This window comes from Inquilinus sp. (assembly GCF_057815775.1).
Map to the genome: position 1 here is coordinate 1 of NZ_JBYRFX010001178.1, position 19406 is coordinate 19406.

Sequence of the window (19406 nt, forward strand, 5' to 3'; positions counted from 1 at the left end):
ATCGCCGTGGCCATGCTGGTCGGCATCGGCCTCAACGCCGTCGCCATCGATCCGATCAAGGCGCTGTTCTGGAGCGCTGTCATCAACGGGCTGGTCGCGGTGCCGATCATGGCGCTGATCCTCATCATGAGCCGGCGCCACGCCAATGTCGGTCCGTTCCGGCTGCCCGGCGTCCTGACCGTCATCGGCTGGGTCGCCACCGGGTTCATGGCGCTGATCGCGGTGGCGATGGTCTGGAGCTGGCTGGCCTGACGGCAAGAGGTAGCGCGGCTTCACAAGGGGAGGCGCATCTCCTTCGCGAGTTCGAACCCAGCCTGCTCATACAGCTTTGCGCCGGCTTCGGAAGAATGCAGGACGGCCATAGTGCAGCCGATTGACCGGAGGTGGTCCAAGGCCTGTTCCACCAGACGGCGCGCGATACCGAGCCGCCGATGATCCGGCTCGACGTAGACACTCCAGATGTAGCCGAACTGCCGGTGTGCGGGCTTTACAACCTCCGGGTAGGGTGAGATGTGGCGCTGGCAGGCCACGGAGCCGGCCACGTTGCTGCCGACGGTGGCGATGAACACGGCCAACCCACGATGCTTCCGGGCATCCCGGATGAAAGCGAGCACCCGGGCCTTCGCGTTAGGCTGCATCTGATCCTGAGCCGTGCCGTAACTCTCCCAGACCGCGAGATAATGCTGTGCAAGGATATCGTCGGCGACCGCGGTTGCCTTGCGAATTTCGAACGCCCGATCAGCAAGTGGTTGATGCATGTTGCTTTCCCCCTGTTCTGTCCATTTTGCGGCGGTTCCCCTCACCCGCAAATCTTCGGCCGTCGCCCGGCGGCCGCCGTTCGGAATCATGGAACGTGGACGAGCTCCAGCTTGATGCCGTCCGGGTCGGCAAAGAACACCGCATAATACCCCTTTTCATGCTGATACTCGGTCGGAGGGTCCAGGATCGTGAGCCGATGTGTCTGCAACAGCTGATACATCTGATCGACCTGGTCCCGGGTGTCCGCATTCCAGGCGATGTGATGCAGCCCGGGTGAATACCGGTCATGGCCGAGATAGGCCCGATCAGGTGTGGCCTCGGTCAAAATCAACCATTGCGGGCAAATGCCGGGCCGCGCCTCCCAGGCAATTCGGCCGGGTTTGCGTTCCTCCAGGCGATAGCCGAGGAAGCCCATCACCGGCAGATAGAATGGCGCGGCCCGATCGATGTCGCTGACAGTCAGCCGGAGATGGTTGAAGGATCCGAGCTTTCTCATACTGGTCTCCTTGTCGGAGAGAACGAGCAAGGGGCCGGTCAAGGCCAGGCGTCGAGAATCAGGTCGACAGGCACAACCTCGATCTGCTGCGACAGGCCTTCACGGAAGAGCTGAAGCAGGTCGTCACGGGTGGTGTCGGAGGTGTTGCAGACCGCATCCTGCGCAAGCACCAGCCGATAGCCCTGGTCGACGGTGCGGAGGATGGTCGCCATCGGGTGTCATGACGGCGTCGCCGGCGATGACGGCCGCGAGTGCATCACAGCATTGGCCGGCCGCCGGTTACCGGAAGCATGGCGCCGGTGATGTAGCTGGCCTCTGGCGACGCCAGCAGCACATAGGCCGGCGCCAGTTCAGCCGGCTGTGCCGCGCGGCCGAGTGGGGGGTTGTTGCCGAAATGCTCGATCTTTTCCGGCGGCAGGGTCGACGGAATCAGGGGCGTCCAAACCGGACCCGGGGCGACGCAATTCATCTGGATGCCCTTGTCGGCCAGCAGTTGGGCCAGGCCCGCGATGAAGTTCGCGATCGCGCCCTTGGTCGTGGCATAGGGCAGGAGAGTCGGCGACGGCGACTTGGAATTGATCGAGGCCGTGTTGACGATGGCGCTGCCGGGCTTCATGTGCGGAACGGCAGCCTTCGACAGGTAGAACTGGCTGTGGATGTTGGTGCGGAAGGTCTTGTCCCACTCCTCCGCGGAAATCTCCTCCAGCGTCTGATAGGTCATCTGGTAGGCAGCGTTGTTCACCAGGATATCGAGGCCGCCGAGCTGCTGTACCGCCTGCTCGACCAGGTCACGGCAATGGCCTTCGTCGCTGACGTCACCGGCGATCGTCACCGCCCGGCGACCGGCCTTCGTCACCCATTTGGCCGTTTCGCGGGCATCCTCATGCTCATTCAGATAGGAGATTAGGACGTCGGCGCCCTCCCGGGCAAATGCGATGGCCACTGCGCCGCCGATACCGGAATCCCCGCCAGTGATGAGGGCGACGCGACCGTCCAGGCGGCCGCTACCGCGATAGCTGGCCTCGCCATGGTCCAGTCGTGGATCCATAGCGGATGTCTCGCCCGGCGGCGACTGGTGCTGCGCCGGCTGGGGCGGCCTTGGTCCTGCCGTCTTCGGATCGGTCATCATGGTCTCCGTCGGAAAGCCAACCTCGATCGAGTCAATGAGGTCGGCGGGACCGTCGTTCCGTTCTCAGGCAGGGCCAGCCGTCAGTCCGCGAGAAACTCCAGCAGCTCGCGTGCCAGATCCTCCGGCGCCTCCTCGGCCATGTGGTGCGTGCAGTCGATCCCTCGGCCACGCACGCTCGAAGCCCAGGACCGCCAGATCTCGAGCATGTCGCCCGCCAGTTCGTGTGAGTCGTCCTGCAGAGACCAGAGGCACAGGACCGGGCAGGCGATCCGCCGGCCCAGCCCCCGATCCTGCGCATCGTGATCGCGGTCGATCCCAAGGCCGGCCCGATAATCCTCAACCATGCCGTGGACGGTCTGTGGATCGCGGATCGCCTCAAGGAAATCGGCATAGGCCTCAGCGCCCATTCGGGCCGCGGACGCGCCGTACCAGGCCTCCGGATCCGCCAGGATCGCCCGCTCCGGCTTGTCGGGCTGGCCGTAGAAGAACCAGTGCCACCATGCCTCGGCAAAGCGGGCGTCGCAGCGCTCCAGCCGCTCGATGACCGGGATGCCGTCCAGAACAGCCAGCTTGCCTACACGGTCCGGATGACTCAATGCCATGCGATAGGCGACCAAGGAACCGCGATCATGGCCGGCGACAGCGAAAGTCGGGAAACCGAGTTCTTCCATCAGGGCCACACAGTCTCGGGCCTTGGCGCGTTTTGAAGATCCCTCGTGGTCGGGGGTGTCCGCTGGCGTCGACGATCGGCCGAACCCGCGCAGGTCAGGACAGACGACAGTGTGCGATGCCGCCAGGAGAGGTGCTACACGGTGCCAGGTGGCATGGGTCCGCGGATGGCCGTGCAAGAGAAGGATCGGCGGCCCTTGCCGCCACGTCGGACCCGGAGCGTCGCCTCCGGCAAGTTGATCATCTCCAGCTTGAAGCCTTTGAACATCGCGATCTCCCGCGGACCCCGAGTGCGGCGTATGACGCCGGAAGGCGTCGGGGAGCCCGTTAACGGCGGGCCGTCTCGAGGTGATGCCCCAGGTCCGTCTCGGGGGCGGAATAGCGATACCGAGCGATGTCCTCGACGCGGCTCATTCGCTCGAGGTCGCTCACGGCGAGCGATGTGTCATGCAAAGTCGGACGGCATCGTTTGGACACATCATCTGCTCGCCGTGACAACGTGGAATTAGGCCGCCTTCCGATTGAGGCTGCTTTCGGCGAGCTTCGACAGCAGCTGATCGGTCTTCTTCTCCTCCTGTAGCGTTTGATCGAGCAGCCGCGCGGCCTCGGGCAGGTTCAACTTGGAAGCCCAGGCCTTCAGCGTGCCATAGCGGGAAATCTCATAGTGCTCGACGGCCTGGGCTCCCGAGAGCAGTCCGGCGTCGAGTGCGGATGCGCCCTTGAACTCCTCCATGATCTCCTTGCCCTCGTCGATGATGCCGACGATGGCGTCGCACGTCTTCCCTTGCGCCCGCTTGCCGATCAGCTCGAATATCTTCTCGAGGCGGTCCACCTGGCCCTCGGTCTCGTCACGATGCGTCTCGAATGCGGCCTTGAGCTCCGCGGACTGCGCGGCTTTCGCCATCTTGGGAAGGGCCTTCAGGATCTGCTTTTCGGCGTAATAGATGTCCTTGAGCGTGTCGAGGAACAGATCGTCGAGTGTCTTTTCGGTGGTAACCATAGGATGCCCCTATAGATTGTTGCCTCGCGGCAACGAGTGGTCACGACGACTGCTTAATAGGTTTTTCCGCAGTGTCGTTCCTCATTGCATCCCTGCGAGTTCAAGCGGCACGAGGCGATCCGGCAATGTAAACGCTCTACGCAGTAGAAGACGGTAGGCTTGGACAGCAAATGGCCTTTGCCGCGCATTTGGCTGACCGGCTTAGCTCATTTACGATCAGTCCCTGATCTGAATGGATCTGTTCGTGGGTCCAGCCCGTTCTTCCGGCATCGACATTGCATGGTGCTGGGCTATGGAACACCACGAAGAGACCACCACCCTCATATCCGGCGAAAAAGTCTCCGGCACAAACGTATACAACACCGCCGGCGAGAGCCTTGGCGACATTCATGACGTGATGATCGACAAGGTGTCTGGTCGGGTTGCTTACGCCGTCATGTCCTTTGGCGGCTTCCTCGGGATCGGTGAGAGTTATCACCCGCTCCCGTGGTCTGCGCTTACCTACGACATCGACAAAGGCGGGTATGTCGTCAACCTCTCACGCGATCAGTTGGAGGGTGCTCCGACGTACTCAAGCCACAGTGAACCAAGCTGGGACCGTCCCTACGAGCAGGGCATTCACGATTATTACGGAATCGATCCTTATTGGGGCGGCGTTCTGCCGCGCTGATAAAGAATGAGCCCCAGCTATGCTGGGGCTCTTTTCAACTCGCCTGACGCATAATTCAGTTAACGGCTTCAGCGCCGCCTCTCAACTGACCGCGAGCACGACATAGCCGCGAACGGATTGTGCCAACCGGCACTTTGAGACGCTCAGCAGCCTCTTCATAACTCGCGCCGCCAAGTGCGACTACCCGAATGACGTCAACGTGATCTTGTGAAAGCAGCCCCAACCGGGATTGGACTTCGCGAAGTTCGACCGTATCTACCTGCGCCGGTTTAGTGCCGCAGTCCCATTCCTCGATCGGAACATGCTCCGACCGGTTTTGCAAACTGGTGTGACGTGACAGAAAAATGCGGCGCATCATGACAGTAAGCCAAGCCATGATGTTGGTACCGGCCTCCCAGAGATGAAGCTTAATGGCAGCGCGCATCAGCGTCTCCTGCACTAAGTCGTCCGCATCTGCTTGGTTTCGGGTGAGAGAAAGTGCAAATCTCCGAAGATTGCTCACGTTCGGGGCAACGATGGAGTTGAACTGCTGCTTCGTCTCATTAGACAAAGTGGTCATTGTGACCTCCAAATCAGCCGAGTTTCCCATAAACGATCGGAGGTCGCCATTGTTCCGCCATTTTTCACGATAATCTGATGCCGCTCGACTTTAACTTTTGTTGTATCTGCTAAATTCCTCTCATATTGCGGAGTCACCCACTATTTATTTAACAATTGTTAGACAGATATTTGATAGCCGGAAGCTAACGCAACGTGGGGCTTTGTGCTCCGATGCCGTTCGTCATCGGTCAGCAGGTTGTACCGTGGCATGCAGAACCCCGGCAGCAACCCATCAGCTCAGACCACCCGAGCGCCGGCAGCGAGTCCAGGGGGGAATGGGCGAACGGGAGCCCTTTTGTGCGATCCATCCAGGATGGGGGCGGTCGTGAGCAACCGTGCCCGCCCGCCTGCGAATAGGTGGCGATGCCGCTGGGGTCGTCGTCGGATGCGCCGGTGATGAGGCCGGGGCCGAGCTTCGCCAGCCACCCGACCGGCTTCGGCTCGGCCAGGGAAGGATGCGCGGCGGTGGACATTGGGTCCTTCCGGCCTCGCGTCAGGCTGCATCTGATTCTCAGGCGAGTTGTAGCTGGCCCAGAGCGCGAGATAGTGCTGCGCCAGGAAGTCGTCGGCAACCGCAGTCGCCTTGCGAATTTCGATTGCCTGCCGGCAGCTGGGCGGTCCATCGCCTTCCCTCTTTCGGTCCGATTCTCGACAATTTCCTGAGGCGCACATCTTCGGCCCTCAGCCGGCCTGTGCCATGGCACGTGGGCGAGTTCCAGCGAAATGCCATCGTGCCACGCATGCTGCTGGCAGAGCGGATTAATCCAATAGACTCCGGACTTTGGCCGCAAGCTGTTCGTAAGTGAATGGTTTGGCGATCAAATGAACCCCAGCATCCAAAATGCCGTTGTGAACGATCGCATTCCTGGTATAGCCGGTCGTGAACAACACCTTTAGCTCGAGGTTTAGCAGAAGCGCGGCGTGGGCCAATTCGCGCCCATTCATTCCGCCGGGCATAACGATGTCGGTGAAGAGCAACACGATTCTGGGCGTGGATTCCAGAATCGACAGTGCAGCCGGTCCGGACCCTGCTTCCAGCACCTCGTATCCAAGTTCGCGAAGCGCGTCCGCAGCGAACGTCCGCAGCTCCTCGTTGTCTTCGACGATCAGGATTGTCTCAGCCCCGCCGTCGGCGAATTCGGGCGCCGCAGTGTTATCCTGCGTGCCGGCAGTGTCCTCACCGACGAACCTCGGAAGGTAGATCTTGACCGTCGTGCCCTGGTCGATCTCGCTGTAGATCCGCACATGACCACCGGTCTGACGAATGAATCCATAAACCTGGCTAAGGCCGAGGCCGGTTCCACGACCCACCTCCTTGGTCGTGAAGAAAGGCTCGAACACTTTTGCGACCGTCGCCTGGTCCATGCCATGCCCGGTGTCAGAAACGGCAAGCAGGACGTATTGGCCGGGCGACACCGGCTCTACGATGCCGGCAACGTAGGCGTCATCGAGATATGTATTGGCCGTCTCGATCGTCAAACACCCACCCTGCGCCATCGCATCGCGGGCATTCACGGCAAGATTCACAAGCACATTGCCGAGCTCATCTGGATCGGCAAATGCCCGCCATAGTCCAGCGGCCGAGACCGTTTCCATTCGGATCGTCTCGCCGATAGTTCGTCGTAACAGATCCGCGATATCTGCAAGGATGCGATTCAGATCCAACGCCTTTGGCGCAAGGGCCTGCTGCCGTGAGAACGCCAGCAGGCGAGCGGTCAGCGTGGCGGATCGTTTCGCTCCCTGCAGAGACATCTCGGCAGATCGCCGAATGCGCCCCATTTCTGCACTATCGGGCACTTTCGCGACTTGGCGACCGATGGCGTCGAGGCCACCGATGATGATGGTCAGGAGGTTGTTGAAGTCATGAGCGACGCCGCCAGTGAGCTGGCCGAGCGCCTCCATCTTCTGGCTCTGACGAAGCGCTTCTTCCACCTTCATGCGCTGCTCGACCGCCTCCGCGATGCGGTCTTCGAGCTGTGCATTGAGGTCGCGAAGCGCCGTGGTTGCCGCCTCCGCCGCCGCGCGCGCGTCGAGGAGGTCGCGTTCGTAACGCCTCCGGTCGCTGGCGTTAAATATGGTCATGCGGATGAACAGCAGGGCGCCCATCGCGTCGCGTCGCTCCGCCGCGTTCACCAGTACCGGCAGCGTCTGCCCGCTGGCGCCGACGAGGTCCAGGGCCACCTCGTTGAAGAAGCCCTGCATGCGCAAAAGAGGCGCGAAATGCGTCTCGTAGTAAATGCGGCCGGCAATGTTCAACAGGTCATGGAACCGTTTGCCGATGAGGGTCTCGGCGGCGTACCCGGACCAGGCGGCGAAGGTGGCGTTGACCTTGTGAATCCGGCCCGCCGGATCGATCGACAAGTAGCCGCACGGTGCATTCTCATAGAGGTCCTCTAGATCCTCCGCCGGAACAGACGGATCGGATGATCCTTGGCCGGGTGGGCCGTTCGGAGGTTCAGAGGAAGGCACGGATCGCTGCAATGGTCTCGTCAGGAGCGCTCAGGTTCGGGCAGTGCCCCGTCGCCTTCATTGCGATCAGCTGACTGTTGGGCAGATGCCGGGCGACATAGTCGCCGACGGAGGCCGGGGCAACGATATCCTCGCTGCACTGCAGGATCAGGGATCGCGTCCGGACCTTCGGAAGATCGGCCCGGTTGTCCGAGGTGAAGGTCGTCCGGGCGAAGTGCTTGGCGATCTCCGGATCGGTCCGGCAGAAGCTATTGGTCAGCTCTTCGCCGAGTTCGGGCCGATCGGGGTTGCCCATCACCGCCGGCGCCATGGCGGCCGACCAGCCCATGTGGTTGCTGTCGAGAAATTCCAGCAGCTCGTCAATCTGGTCGGCGCTGAAGCCACCGAGATAGTCGACGTCGTCGATGTATCGCGGCGATGGACCGACCAGGACGAGGGCTTCGAACAGCTCCGGAGCCTTCACCGAAGCCAGCACGCCGATCATGCTGCTGACGGAATGGCCAACGAAAACCGCGTCGTGCAGCCCCAACTCCTGGCAGATCTCCAGCAGGTCATCGGCGTAGCCTCCCAGGCTGGCGTATTTCTCACGGGAATAAGCCGACAGGTCGGACTCGCCGGCCCCGACATGGTCGAACAGCACCGTCCTGAAATCCTGCTCGAAGGCCGGCGCAACATGTCGCCACATGTTCTGATCGCAGCCAAAGCCATGTGCGAACACCATCGGCCGATCACCCCGCCCAGTGACCTTCACGTTGTTTCGCTTCAGAACCGACATAGCGGGACGTCCTGGGATGGTTGTCTGCGTCTTAGAGCGGATCCGGCCAGTCCGGCAATAGGCCTTGCCCCGAGTCGTGGCCAAGGCGTCACCGCCGCTTTTCGAACGCGAAGCTCCGCGGCAATGAGTACTCCAAAGGTTGGATTTTGGCGATATAATTCGCTGCCCCCCTGCGCCGCCATAATGCCAAATGATCTGCCTGCGCCCATTTCTCGTATAGATCGACGCTTAACATTTGATAATTACAGATTAAACTGCGCGCTGTTTTTATTGGATTTTAAAAAGTTGGCATCGATATCGACATAAATCATTATTCCAGAGGGAGAATTGTCGGAACATCTGGCAATCATTTGTGTTTTGTTTGCATCACGGTAACAGGATGCAGACCATGCCGGCCATTTCCGCCGCGACAGAGCGACAGTTCCTGAGCATCGTCGCTCCATGCATCCCCGATCTCCGGCGCTACGCCTTGAGGCTAACCCGGAACAAGGCTGATATGGACGATCTGGTCCAGGAGACCATGGTACGCGCCACTCTCAAGCTTCATCTGTTCGAGCCGGGGACCAATATCATTGCGTGGCTCGTGGTGATGATGCGCCGACTTCACTTGTCGCAGTTTGTTGAAGGAAAGCGTAATCAGTCCATCATGGTCCCGATCGACGATTGGGATGCCGCGACGCCGCCGACGCAGACAATGACGATCGAGCTAAACGAGGTCGTGGCCTGCTGGCCGCGATTGTCTTCAAGCCACCGCGACGTCCTCCAGGCGATCGCGATCAATGGAGAAAGCTACGAAGAGGCAGCCGCACGGTTCGGGGTTCCCCTGGGGACGATTCGGTCGCGCCTTTCACGGGCACGCACTAGCCTGCGCGAAATCGACCCCATGGTTCATTGAGCGGTGCTGGCTGGATCTGTATCCAAGAGACCGGGCGCGACACGCATCGTCTCGCTGCCCCGAGCCTTGTCGACTACAGGCCCTCCACCGGCTGGAACCGGAGGAGCGACAGGCCGTGGAGGATGTTGAACTTCGGCCGTTACGCCGCGATAGCGTCCGCGATCATTGCTTTGACGACGCCTGGGGTCGTGACATCGCCGAGCGTGAGATGCGGCATCCAAGTGCCGGCAGGTAGTGGGCGCAGCAGTTCGCAGCGAGGGCCCAGGTCGCCTGGTGGAAGGTGCGACGCAGAGCGAGCTCGGCCGAAACGACCAGCGCCGCGAACGGGACCGACAAAGACGCCGGAAACAGTCCCAAGCTCGCCAGCTTCACGGGTGGGTTCGCCGGCCCTCGGCGGAGCGCAGCCGTCAGCGCAGCCGGATCGGCACGGTCCTAGATCGCGAGCGACCGACCTGGACTGCACTGGGTCCGGATTGCGCCATATCCGGGTCATCCTCGATTTCTCGCGGACCCAGGGAGACAAGATCAACCTGGCGGCGATCGATGCCGACGGCCATCCGGCGAATGGCGACACCGCCTTCGTCTACACCGCCGGCGGCGCGTTCACCGGCATCGGTCATGAGGTCGTGGTGCAGACCACTGGCGGGGTCAGCCTGCTGGAGGCCGATCTCGACGGCGACAGGGTCGCCGACTTCGCGATCGAGGTGCATTCGACCATCCCGGTCACCGGCCAGGACATGGTGCTGTAACGCCATCGCCGGACTGGCATCACCGCCGCGGCCGATGGCCCGCTCTGGCAATCGGTCAACATCGTGGCGAAGCGCCCACCTTCGCCACGATATCCGCCTGTCCGGCTAAAGCAGGAAGCCGCCGAGACGGCCGCTGGGACCACGATGGATGCATCGAAGCGCCGGAGTTAGCGCAGGCATCATAAAAGGGGCCCACATGGCCAATGGCTTGGACGTGAAAGACTGGACGGTGCGCTGGGATGGCACCAATGGCTCGGTTGCTAGCGGCCGATACCATGGCCGGTTCACGGCCTCCCGTGCCGGCATCATCAAGATCATTTGGACCTTGGATTGCGGCCTCGTGCCCGGGCCCGCCTACGGAGCGTTGAGCCGGGCCGCGGAACAGGCAGCATATCAGGCGGTGGGGAAATAGCCCGGCGCGGGCGCAAGGAGCCGGTTTCTGCTGCAGGACCTTCGGGCGCTCCGTATGAATATGAACATCTTGTGTCAGTCGGGCATTGGCCGGAGACTTCACAGGTTGCCGACGGTTCCCCCTGCCGGTAACCAAGCCGGTCGTACCCCTCACCCCGGCCGGGCGCCGACGGCGCGTGGTCGCCTGCCAGCCACTTCGCCGTCGGTTGCCCTGAACGGGCTATAGCCGATCATAGACCGGTTGATGATGGCGCGCTTTGGCGAGAGGGAAATCAGAGCATGAAGTCGCCCGCCACCAGCTCGGTCGCCGAATGGACGTTGATGGCCATGTCGGCCACCTTGTCGCCGTCGATGTCGGCCAGGACGGTGTAGACGCCACCACCGGCCGGCAGGACGATCACCTCATGCCCCGATCCGGTGAAGGCACCGCCGTCGGTGAAGGTGAAGGCCGTGTTGCCGTTGGCGCCGTTGCCGTCCGCATCGATCGGGCGGAGATCGATCTTGTCGCCTTGCGCGTGCGAGAAGTCGGTGATGTAGTCACGGCCGGAAGTGGCGACGGTGCTGTCTGACACGGCCTGATACAGAAAATAGTCGTTGGCCACCCCGCCGCTCAGCGTGTCCGCACCGGTGTTGCCCACCAGCACGTTGGTCGCGGCGCTGCCGCGCAGAATGTCGTTATGGATCGAGCCGTAGGCGTTTTCGATGCTGTCATAGGTGTCGCCCTCGGCGTCGCCGTCGGTGCCAGCGTTGATGCCAAGGGTGACGACGACGCCAGAGGCAGCCGTGTGATAGTAGACCCAATCTATCCCAGCGCCACCGGCGAGCACGTCGGCGCCACTGCCGCCGACCAATCGGTCGTTGCCATCCCCTCCCAACAGTGAATCATTGCCATCATTGCCATATAGGCTGTCGTCGCCATTCAACCCTTGCAGGCTATCTGCGACATTGAATTGATTTCCAATCACACGATCATTGTAATCTGTGGCGCTCACGATCTCGATGCCACGATAAACATCACCTTCGGCATCACCTCCATGGCCAACTCCAGCAACAAGATCAACATTTACACCAGCTGTCGCCCCCACAAATTGCAAGAAGTCATATTTTTCATTTCCACCATCGATAATATCCGCTCCCGGTCCTCCGGATAAAATATCATTGTCGATGCCGCCATATAGTTGATCATTACCAAGACCGGCGACAATTCTGTCGACACCATCAAAGCCGTGAAACACGTCATCAGCATCGGTATCAACAAGATAGAAAGTGTCAGCTCCGTTCGTTCCGTCGAAGACGGCCATAGCGTTCCTCCCCTTCTGCAATTTGATTCTCGAATCCGAATCCGATCAATGCAAGGCAGTATGGCGCTGACCTGGCGTCGACGCACCTCCCCCGAGGTCGGACGCCAGAAGAACGGCTAACGGGCGTGGCGCCTGCGCCTGAAGGTCGCTGCACCGCGATCAATCGCAGATCAGCTTTTGGGAGCTTCGGAGATGTTGTCCGCTTCGGAGCAGCCGAAAGGCCTTGGGTCGTCCGGAAGGGGGACAGGTCGTGTGAAAAGACTCCGGTCTGATAGACTGCGGAGGGCTGAGCGGGGGGCAGGCGTGAAGCGTTTCGTCGAGGGCCGGGACCGCCGCCAAGTCACGTTGTTGCCGGACTGCTTGGAAGACTATGTCGGCGAGGACAACCCAGTTCGCGCCGTCGAGGTTCGTCGAGGAGCTGGATCTGGCGGGGCTGGGCTTTTCGGGAGTGGTGCCGGAGGCAACCGGCCGGCCGTCGTACCAGGAGACCGCGCCAAACCGGGTGCTCGGCCCGGGTGCCCAAAGATCGCCAAGGCGTATAGCATCCCTGGCATGAGTGGCTCGGTCGATGTTCTCACGGTCGATTATCAGCTGCGCGTGCGGTTGCGGGGTGTGAGTCCGCCGATCTGGCGTCGCATCCTGGTCTCTGCGGGGGCGACGATCGCCGATCTGCACGACGTGATCCAGGCCGCCATGGGCTGGCAAGACTTCCATCTTCACCGCTTCGAGATCCGCGGTGAAGAGTATGGCGTTGCCTATGAGGGCGGGATCGGCTTTCGGGCCGGCGCTCACGATGTGGGGCTGCTCGATTTTGCGTTTCAGCCTCACGAGCGCTTCACCTACGAATACGATTTCCATTCGGCTTGGGTCCACGATGTCCGGGTCGAGGCGCTGCGCGGCGAGCGTCAGCGCTTCCAAGTCCCGCGCTGTGTCGCCGGCGGCGGCGCCTGCCCGCCAGAGGACGGCGGTCCGCCGGACCGGTTCATGATGGGGCTCGGCGAACACTCGCCATTCCAATGCGCGGCCTGGCTCCAGGCGGTCGTGCTTAAGCGCCGCCTCGACGACGAGACCATAGAGGCGCTGCGGCGCTGGCAGCCCTGGATCGAGCGGGAGTTCGATCGAAGAGCCGCGAACGCCCGGCTCCTGACTCTGGCATGCGGAGGCGGTGATGTTGGTGCGAATCCAGGTGCTCATTGAACCGGCAGGTGAGACGCCTGTCACGGCGGAGATTGCCTGTATCGATCGCGACGATCTCGATCCCGGATCGATCGGGCTCCACCTGTCCGAGGCACGGCTGGTGCTCGAGAGGCTGCAAGGGGCGATGGTCGACGCCCAAGTCGCGGAATTCCTTGGCCGCGCATCCCGCTGCCCGGACTGCGGATCGCGCCTCAGCCGGAACGGTTCGCACCGGATCATCTATCGCAGCGTCTTCGGAAAGCTCGGGCTGGACAGCCCGCGCTTCTACTCGTGCGGGGCCTGCTCTGGCGGTCGCCGCAGCGCCAGCCCGTTGGCAGCTCTGCTCGTCGAGCGCTCAAGCCCGGAGCTTCAGTATCTGGAGACCAAATTCGCGAGCCTCATGTCGTTCGGGCTGACGACGAAGGTGCTGGACGAATTCCTGCCGGTGAACGCTGGGATCGCGCCGACCAGCCTTCGCCGCTGGGTTCAGCGCATATCGAAAAGGATCGAGCGTGATCGCCAGGCTCGGCCTGCAAGGAACACCGACCCGCGCGACCGGCCCACCATCCCTGCCGCCAGTCCGATCAAGTCCATCGGCATCGATGGCGGCTATATCCGGCTGGCCGGCCGCAGCAGCCGCCAGGATGGCTGGTTCGAGGTCATGGTCGGCAAGACCCAACGGCATGACCGCGCCGGGCGCTGCTTCGCCTACGTGCACCGTCTCGAGCCGAATCCCGCCGGCAGGATGCAAGACTTTCTCACGCAAGAGGGGATCGGCCCTGTCGAACCGGTCACCTCCCTGTCCGATGGCGGCACGACGGTTCGCCAGGCGCAGTTCGGTTACCGCATGCGCGGGGAGACTGTGCTCGACTGGTTCCACGTTGCGATGCGGCTGCAGAATCTGACCCAGTTGGCGAAGGGCCAGCCCGATCGACCCGACCACCTAGCGGGTGCCGCCGTGCTGGCCGAGCTCGACCGGGTAAAATGGCACCTCTGGCATGGCTGTGCCTTTCGTGCCCTCAGATCCCTGGAAGACCTCGTCGAGGAGACCGCCGCGACCGACGAGACCGAGCCACACGCGAAGCTCGCCTTCAAGCTCCAGGAGTTTCTCACCTACATCGAGAACAATCGGGGGTGCATTGTCGACTATGGTGATCGCCACCGGCATGGCGAGCCGATCGCCAGCAGCTTCGTCGAATCCGGCGTCAACCAAGTCGTCGCCAAGCGCTTCGTCAAGAAGCAGCAGATGGCTTGGTCGGACGCTGCCGCCCACGACCTCCTTCAGATCCGCACCGCCTTCCTCAACGGCGATCTGCGGCACCACTTTGAGCAATGGTACCCATCGATGGCCGCCGGTGTTGCCACACGTGGCGATGCCGCCTAGCACCGCCATCTAGCACCCGGTTTGGCGCGGTCTCCGATGGAGAGGTTCAACCCAGAAGCCATCGCCCTGACCTGAACCGAAGCGGTGCTCGTCCCTTCGACACGGATGGGTCTCCTGGCTGAGGCGCCGCGCTGTAGCGCGACGCCTCAGCTCGTGAGAAACGGCTACTTTATGGCCATGGCCGAGGTGGTCGGGGGCCGCTTTCGAAACAGCGCCCCGATTTCAGGCGGTTGCCGCCTTATTCGCCGCAGCCGGCTTGCGGCCGCGCGGAGCCTTGGCCGGGGCGGGCGCCGGAACGGGCGCGGTCTTGCGCGTGCCGAGGCCGATCGCCTTTGCCAGGGTGCTGCGCTGCTGGGCGTAGGCCGGCGCCACCATGGGGTAGTCGGCCGGAAGACCCCAGCGCTCGCGGTATTGGTCCGGCGTCATTCCGTAAGCTGAAGACAAGTGCCGCTTCAGCATCTTCAACTTCTTGCCGTCCTCGAGGCAGATGAGGAATTCCGGCGTCACCGACCTGCGGATGGAAACCGCCGGCTCTGGCCGGGATGGTGCCTCCGGCTCTGCCGCCTGGCCGAGGCCGGTCAGGGCTCCATAGACCTGGGCGATCAGCGCCGGCAGATCTGTCTGCGCGACGTTGTTGTGCGCGACATGCGCCGAAACGATCTGTACAGTGAGACGGCGCGTTTCGTCCGCCATTGCAGGAAGGGATGCCGCGCCAACTTCGTTCATCAAATACCTCCGGTATGGGTTTGCGATCCCATTAATGCAGAATGGCGATCAGTTCTCAATTGAATACTAGTTAAGGACCAGGCTCTGCAACACCCGTCCTCCTATAATACAGGGATCGCCGCGTGGAGCGTGCCAACTGATATTGAGAATGCCTTCGACAAGCAGTGAGAGGGCAAAATTCCGGTGCGGAACCTATGACGGGCTCGGATTCACGCGCCGATCGAAACAACGGACGGGCGCCGGTGTTTACTTCCGAGCCGCCAGCGCGATGTCCGCACACGAGCCTGTAGCTGGCCGCTGCCGGGATCCGGTCACGATCTCAGCGCTTCGATTTCGATCTTTCCGCACGCTCTACCTCGTCGATATGCGAATTTATCGCTTTGCGGATGTCTTCAAGCTGTTCGGGGGTGAACCGTTTTGCCAACCAACTGTCCTTTGTGTTGGCCTGGAACGTCTGGGCGATTTTTACCTTCAGTTCCCGCAGCCGGTTGTCCCTCCGCGTTTCCGTGGCACCGGGGGCCTGCGGCTGCTCGGCGCGGGCCTGTAGTTCGGCGATAGTGCGGCTCAGTGTCAGGATTTGGGCTTTGAGGCCGAAGATGTTCGCCTCGTCGTCCGTTCGCGCGTCTGCCGCCGCACGCAGAGTCTTGATTTCGCCCTCCAGGCGTCTCACCTTCCGAGCCCAATTTACCGCTTCGGCCTTGGTCCGCCGTTCCGACTCCGTCAGTTCGACGTCCCGGCCACGCAACTCCAGCATCTCGGCGCGCATGGCCGCGGCCTCCCGCTCCAATCGCTCGGCCTTCTGCAGTCGCTCCGCCGCCTCCGTCCTGGCCTGGCGCTCCGAACCGACTAGCGCAGCGTTGTGGCCCTGCATTTGCTGAACTTCGGCGCGCAAGTGGCCAGCTGCTGCGTCCCGGGCGTTTCGGTCCGCCTCCTGCTCGGCCAGGGTTGCAGTCATCTGCTGTATCTGGTCGCGCTTCCGGTCCAGGATGGCTTCCATAGCCTTCACCCGATCCTCGGTCCGTCGGATTGCGCCCTCTTCGGCCTTCAAGGCGTCTAGACGGGACCGCAGCCCGGCCTCCTCCGCGCGCAGCCAACGCCAGCGCCGGCGGCTCCGCTTCAGCCGTAGCAGTTCCAGGGGCCCGCGTAAGACGATGGCTACTGCGCCGGAGAGGAAGATCAGCGTCGCGCCTAGCGCGGCTAGCTCGCTGGGATAAGTCCGCACCACCGTAGTGGTCCACGCTCGCTCGGTGGCCACCTTTTCGTCGCTCAGCGCAGTTTCCAGCTCCGCGATCCGCGACCGAGCGGCGTCAGCCTCCGCCTTGGCCTGCTGGTTCTGTCGCTCGTTGGCCACCTTATCGTCGCTCAGCGCAGTTTCCAGCTCCGCGATTCGCGACCGGGCGGCGTCAGCCTCCGCCTCGGCCTGCCGGATCTGTTTGTCCTTTGAATCGTCGTTGCACCCCGTCAGGACCAGAGGCGCTGCCATGACCGCAAACCCCAGCATCATTGCGTACGCAGCCGCGGCAATGCGGTTGCACAGCCTTCTTATGTTGCCGCTGTCAAATGTTTCGATGTTTTGAAGTCCTACAGTATGGCGGTCGAATATCCAAATCTGTCTAATAAATCAGCGGGCGACATGCTTCTTTGTACCAAGTTTATAACATATACGGCCCAACCGTGTAGCATGTCCATCTCGGATCCCGCCCCAATTGGCAGGCCAAAATCAGAGAGCCTGTCATGCAATTGCGATGACAGTGGCATGAATCTGGCGGCCGTTGGACGTGAATGAAGGGCCATGGATCGCCAGGAATGTCAGCTGCCGAGATATATTAGCTATGCCTGGATTTGACCCACTTCGGCCGCCCCGAACTAAGCCAGACTTTTGAGAGCCTGCGATCCACGCTCCCTGCCGATGCTTCTGCTCAGGGCGCCATAGACCTGGGCGATCAGTGTCGCGCAGACGGATCTGCCGGCGATGAAAGGCGCTGAGCTGACATCGCTCATTAAATCACTCCAATAAATTCGCGAGTTCGCAGTATTGAAGGTCACGGGCGATGTCGGTTAAATATAATCAAGACCTTGGTCGAGCAACAGCCCTGTTTTGTGCTTCTGGACGTCTCTGGGGAAGATCGATGTCTAGAGACCATGATTCCTGACGTTGGCCGGATTGTCGTCGGAAGAAATTCCCGCCCCTCGATCCTTGCCGCTTCCGAAGATCTAACGATCGGTGACAATCTGACGTCTCAGCCTACGTGGATCGTCATGGCTTCATCCGAGAGCACGACATCGGAGCGTATCGCCGAGCTGATGCGGCAGCAGGAGCAGCGCGCCCGCGCCAACGGCCACAAGCCTGGCGAGATGGTGGCCGGCGCCGAGATCATCGTCGTCCGCCGGAATCCGGAGACCAGGCGCCGGCAGTTCGACCTGCTGAAGTGGGGACTGATCCCCAACTGGGCGCCGGATCAGGCGAGCCCTCATCTCCACGCCCGGGCCGAGACAGTGGCCGAACTGCCAACGTTCGCGAAGTCCTTCGCCAGGCGGCGCTGCATCATTTCGACCCACCTCTTTACCCAGCGCCGCACCATCGGGGAGCCCAAGTGGCGGGAGTTCGCCTTCGGCAATTCCGACGAGTCCGATCTGTTCGTCGCCGGCATCTGGGACGCCTGGCGCGTGCCCGGCACCGAGAATTGGATCCGGACCTTCGCCACCATCACGACCGAGGCCAACGACCTGGTCGGCCAGATCCATGACCGCATGCCAGCGATTCTGACCATCGACCAGTTGCCGTTCTGGTTCGGCGAGGTCGAGATGCCGCTGCAGGAGGTGCAGGCGCTGCTGCGCCCCTTCCCGTCCAAGGGGATGATTCGCTGGCCCGCCAAATCCAAGCGCCCGCCTAGGGGTGTCGAGGAATTGCAGCCAGATCCCGAGCCGGACCTGTTCGGACCGCGGCCCTGACCCATCAAGGGTAGCCCCACATCTTGTGGCCTGCCACGCCGCGAGCACCAATCGATAGCATTTTATGAATCGACTCGACAGCAAGCTGATTTGTTCTATCTTTGTACTCGTTCTCCTCATTGCCGCTAGAGCCCGCCTCGGCGGCCACCATGGAGGTATCGATGAACATGCATATGGGCACCAATCCGAAGGCCGACGAGGCCGAGTTCGATCCCGAACAGGTTCGGGCTGAATTTCGCCGAGCCGCCGAGTTGGCGGCCTCGAGCCCCGCCAGCCAGGCCGCCTGCGACATCATGCGGCTCGTGAAGTGCAAGTCGCCCGCTCTCAAGACCATGCCGGTGAGCACCCGCTTCCGGGGGCCTGGCCCCAGGAGCGGTGACGGGAATCGTTGGCGGGCAAGCTGGGGCTGCAACGGCCAGAGCTTCTCGCTGTACCTCTCGATGTTCGGGCCTTCACCAGCACGAATGCCGACGGCATCACCGAAGTAAAGATCGACGGCGAAGGCTACCTCTCCTTGGACGTGGACGGCGAGCAGGTGATGGCGCTACGCGTCGAGCTCCGCTGCGGCGATCCGGAGGGACGCATCGCGGTGACCGGAGCGGCGGAATTCGAGCCGGGACCGTGGGCGGATCTCGTGATCGAATTGGATCAACGATTGGCGACGGCCGCCGCTGCACAGATCAGCCGGAAGGCAGCCTGACGATGGTCGCCTGGCCGATCCTGGCCATCCCCTTGGACCAGCCTGATTTCTGCGAGGGCCGGGCCTACGCGCCCGGCCACGTCGAAATCTTCGAGGAAGAGAGCGGCGAGGTCCTCGGCCGCTACGACCCGCGGACTCAACCGATCACCGTGTTGATGGATCTGGTTCACCAGGCCTATGCCGACCGGCGGCGGCCGAATTGGGCGACGCTGCCGACCTGCCCGATCCCTGAGGACCTCCTGGCCCATGTCTACGCCATCGACTATCGGGGCTGGACCTGGTCGGACGAACTCGAGTTTCCAGAGGGGGTGCACATCGACCAGGTGCGTGCCCACCTGGCCGCGCTGGGTTCGAGCGACAATGGGGAGCAGCCGCGGCTGCCGCTGGATGAAGCGATAGCGCTTCCCGAAGCGGAGCTCCGCCGGCGGTACCAGCAGGTGCTGATCGGGCTCACCGCCTATCCGACGACGTCGGAGTTCCCCACGGACTTCCCGTGGGACGACGCCCGGCTCGGCCGAGCCGAGATCTTCGATATCATCCATCTC

The 19406-nt window shown here is 62.1% G+C and carries 22 protein-coding genes and 1 pseudogene; 10 read left to right on the forward strand and 13 right to left on the reverse strand.

What is annotated here, in order from left to right:
- The coding region (locus tag AC3XYG_RS42015) for a divalent metal cation transporter (protein WP_489145876.1) at positions 1-252 on the forward strand (252 nt) is incomplete at its 5' end.
- A 20-nt stretch (positions 253-272) separates the two neighbouring features.
- On the opposite strand, the gene AC3XYG_RS42020 is transcribed toward AC3XYG_RS42015, so the two are convergent.
- The 6 genes from AC3XYG_RS42020 to AC3XYG_RS42045 all read right to left on the reverse strand — a co-directional run bounded on the left by AC3XYG_RS42020 (position 273) and on the right by AC3XYG_RS42045 (position 4053).
- On the reverse strand, positions 273-848 hold the full coding sequence (locus tag AC3XYG_RS42020) for a GNAT family N-acetyltransferase (protein WP_489145877.1): 576 nt from the start codon (positions 846-848) through the stop codon (positions 273-275).
- Positions 845-1255: a VOC family protein gene (locus tag AC3XYG_RS42025; protein ID WP_489145878.1), complete on the reverse strand. Its 411-nt coding sequence runs from the start codon at positions 1253-1255 to the stop codon at positions 845-847. Before AC3XYG_RS42025 ends, AC3XYG_RS42020 begins: the two co-directional genes overlap by 4 nt.
- 38 nt (positions 1256-1293) lie before the next feature.
- Positions 1294-1467 (reverse strand): hypothetical protein, encoded by a 174-nt coding sequence (locus AC3XYG_RS42030; RefSeq protein WP_489145879.1) that lies wholly within the window; start codon positions 1465-1467, stop codon positions 1294-1296.
- 44 nt (positions 1468-1511) lie between these two features.
- Positions 1512-2303, reverse strand: a complete 792-nt coding sequence (locus AC3XYG_RS42035) for a glucose 1-dehydrogenase (RefSeq protein WP_489145880.1) — start codon at positions 2301-2303, stop codon at positions 1512-1514.
- Between the two features lie 161 nt (positions 2304-2464).
- Complete coding sequence (locus AC3XYG_RS42040) at positions 2465-3439, reverse strand: alpha/beta fold hydrolase (RefSeq protein ID WP_489145897.1); 975 nt, start codon at positions 3437-3439, stop codon at positions 2465-2467.
- 119 nt (positions 3440-3558) lie between these two features.
- A complete protein-coding gene (locus tag AC3XYG_RS42045) occupies positions 3559-4053 on the reverse strand; it encodes a YciE/YciF ferroxidase family protein (protein ID WP_489145881.1) in 495 nt (164 codons plus the stop codon).
- A gap of 232 nt (positions 4054-4285) precedes the next feature.
- Here AC3XYG_RS42045 and AC3XYG_RS42050 point away from each other — a divergent pair, with 232 nt between their 5' ends.
- Positions 4286-4723, forward strand: a complete 438-nt coding sequence (locus tag AC3XYG_RS42050; RefSeq protein ID WP_489145882.1) for a PRC-barrel domain-containing protein — start codon at positions 4286-4288, stop codon at positions 4721-4723.
- Positions 4724-4778: 55 nt separating this feature from the next.
- Here the strand turns inward: AC3XYG_RS42050 and AC3XYG_RS42055 are convergent, their stop codons facing one another.
- The 3 genes from AC3XYG_RS42055 to AC3XYG_RS42065 form a co-directional block, all read right to left on the reverse strand.
- Positions 4779-5282 carry an RNA polymerase sigma factor gene (locus tag AC3XYG_RS42055; RefSeq protein WP_489145883.1) on the reverse strand — a complete coding sequence of 168 codons (504 nt, stop codon included), beginning with the start codon at positions 5280-5282 and terminating at the stop codon, positions 4779-4781.
- A gap of 800 nt (positions 5283-6082) precedes the next feature.
- On the reverse strand, positions 6083-7792 hold the full coding sequence (locus tag AC3XYG_RS42060; RefSeq protein WP_489145884.1) for an ATP-binding protein: 1710 nt from the start codon (positions 7790-7792) through the stop codon (positions 6083-6085).
- Positions 7779-8567: an alpha/beta fold hydrolase gene (locus tag AC3XYG_RS42065; RefSeq protein ID WP_489145885.1), complete on the reverse strand. Its 789-nt coding sequence runs from the start codon at positions 8565-8567 to the stop codon at positions 7779-7781. The genes AC3XYG_RS42060 and AC3XYG_RS42065 overlap by 14 nt, the downstream gene beginning before the upstream one ends.
- Before the next feature lie 388 nt (positions 8568-8955).
- Here AC3XYG_RS42065 and AC3XYG_RS42070 point away from each other — a divergent pair, with 388 nt between their 5' ends.
- Positions 8956-9462, forward strand: coding sequence for an RNA polymerase sigma factor (locus tag AC3XYG_RS42070; protein WP_489145886.1), 507 nt, complete (start codon positions 8956-8958; stop codon positions 9460-9462).
- Between the two features lie 473 nt (positions 9463-9935).
- Positions 9936-10211: a hypothetical protein gene (locus AC3XYG_RS42075; RefSeq protein WP_489145887.1), complete on the forward strand. Its 276-nt coding sequence runs from the start codon at positions 9936-9938 to the stop codon at positions 10209-10211.
- A 683-nt stretch (positions 10212-10894) separates the two neighbouring features.
- Here the strand turns inward: AC3XYG_RS42075 and AC3XYG_RS42080 are convergent.
- Positions 10895-11923, reverse strand: coding sequence for a calcium-binding protein (locus tag AC3XYG_RS42080; RefSeq protein WP_489145888.1), 1029 nt, complete (start codon positions 11921-11923; stop codon positions 10895-10897).
- 303 nt (positions 11924-12226) lie between these two features.
- On the opposite strand from AC3XYG_RS42080, the pseudogene AC3XYG_RS42085 reads away from it, so the two are divergent.
- From AC3XYG_RS42085 to AC3XYG_RS42095, 3 genes and pseudogenes are all read left to right on the forward strand, one after another.
- Positions 12227-12404 (forward strand): annotated as a pseudogene (locus AC3XYG_RS42085) (IS5/IS1182 family transposase); the annotation flags it as partial.
- Between the two features lie 71 nt (positions 12405-12475).
- A complete protein-coding gene (locus tag AC3XYG_RS42090; protein WP_489145889.1) occupies positions 12476-13120 on the forward strand; it encodes a plasmid pRiA4b ORF-3 family protein in 645 nt (214 codons plus the stop codon).
- Positions 13092-14483: an ISKra4 family transposase gene (locus AC3XYG_RS42095; RefSeq protein ID WP_489145890.1), complete on the forward strand. Its 1392-nt coding sequence runs from the start codon at positions 13092-13094 to the stop codon at positions 14481-14483. Before AC3XYG_RS42090 ends, AC3XYG_RS42095 begins: the two co-directional genes overlap by 29 nt.
- Before the next feature lie 222 nt (positions 14484-14705).
- Here AC3XYG_RS42095 and AC3XYG_RS42100 read toward each other — a convergent pair whose 3' ends face one another.
- Together AC3XYG_RS42100 and AC3XYG_RS42105 are read right to left on the reverse strand one after the other, a co-directional pair.
- On the reverse strand, positions 14706-15209 hold the full coding sequence (locus AC3XYG_RS42100; protein ID WP_489145891.1) for a Ros/MucR family transcriptional regulator: 504 nt from the start codon (positions 15207-15209) through the stop codon (positions 14706-14708).
- Between the two features lie 319 nt (positions 15210-15528).
- Positions 15529-16713 carry a coiled-coil domain-containing protein gene (locus tag AC3XYG_RS42105; RefSeq protein WP_489145892.1) on the reverse strand — a complete coding sequence of 395 codons (1185 nt, stop codon included), beginning with the start codon at positions 16711-16713 and terminating at the stop codon, positions 15529-15531.
- 638 nt (positions 16714-17351) lie between these two features.
- Here AC3XYG_RS42105 and AC3XYG_RS42110 point away from each other — a divergent pair.
- Complete coding sequence (locus AC3XYG_RS42110) at positions 17352-18161, forward strand: SOS response-associated peptidase (RefSeq protein ID WP_489145893.1); 810 nt, start codon at positions 17352-17354, stop codon at positions 18159-18161.
- Between the two features lie 4 nt (positions 18162-18165).
- Here the strand turns inward: AC3XYG_RS42110 and AC3XYG_RS42115 are convergent, their stop codons facing one another.
- Positions 18166-18330 carry a hypothetical protein gene (locus AC3XYG_RS42115; RefSeq protein WP_489145894.1) on the reverse strand — a complete coding sequence of 55 codons (165 nt, stop codon included), beginning with the start codon at positions 18328-18330 and terminating at the stop codon, positions 18166-18168.
- Between the two features lie 219 nt (positions 18331-18549).
- Between AC3XYG_RS42115 and AC3XYG_RS42120 the strand changes: the two genes are divergently transcribed.
- Positions 18550-18861 carry a hypothetical protein gene (locus AC3XYG_RS42120; RefSeq protein ID WP_489145895.1) on the forward strand — a complete coding sequence of 104 codons (312 nt, stop codon included), beginning with the start codon at positions 18550-18552 and terminating at the stop codon, positions 18859-18861.
- A 2-nt stretch (positions 18862-18863) separates the two neighbouring features.
- On the forward strand, positions 18864-19406 hold a 543-nt coding region (locus AC3XYG_RS42125; protein ID WP_489145896.1), incomplete at its 3' end, for a hypothetical protein.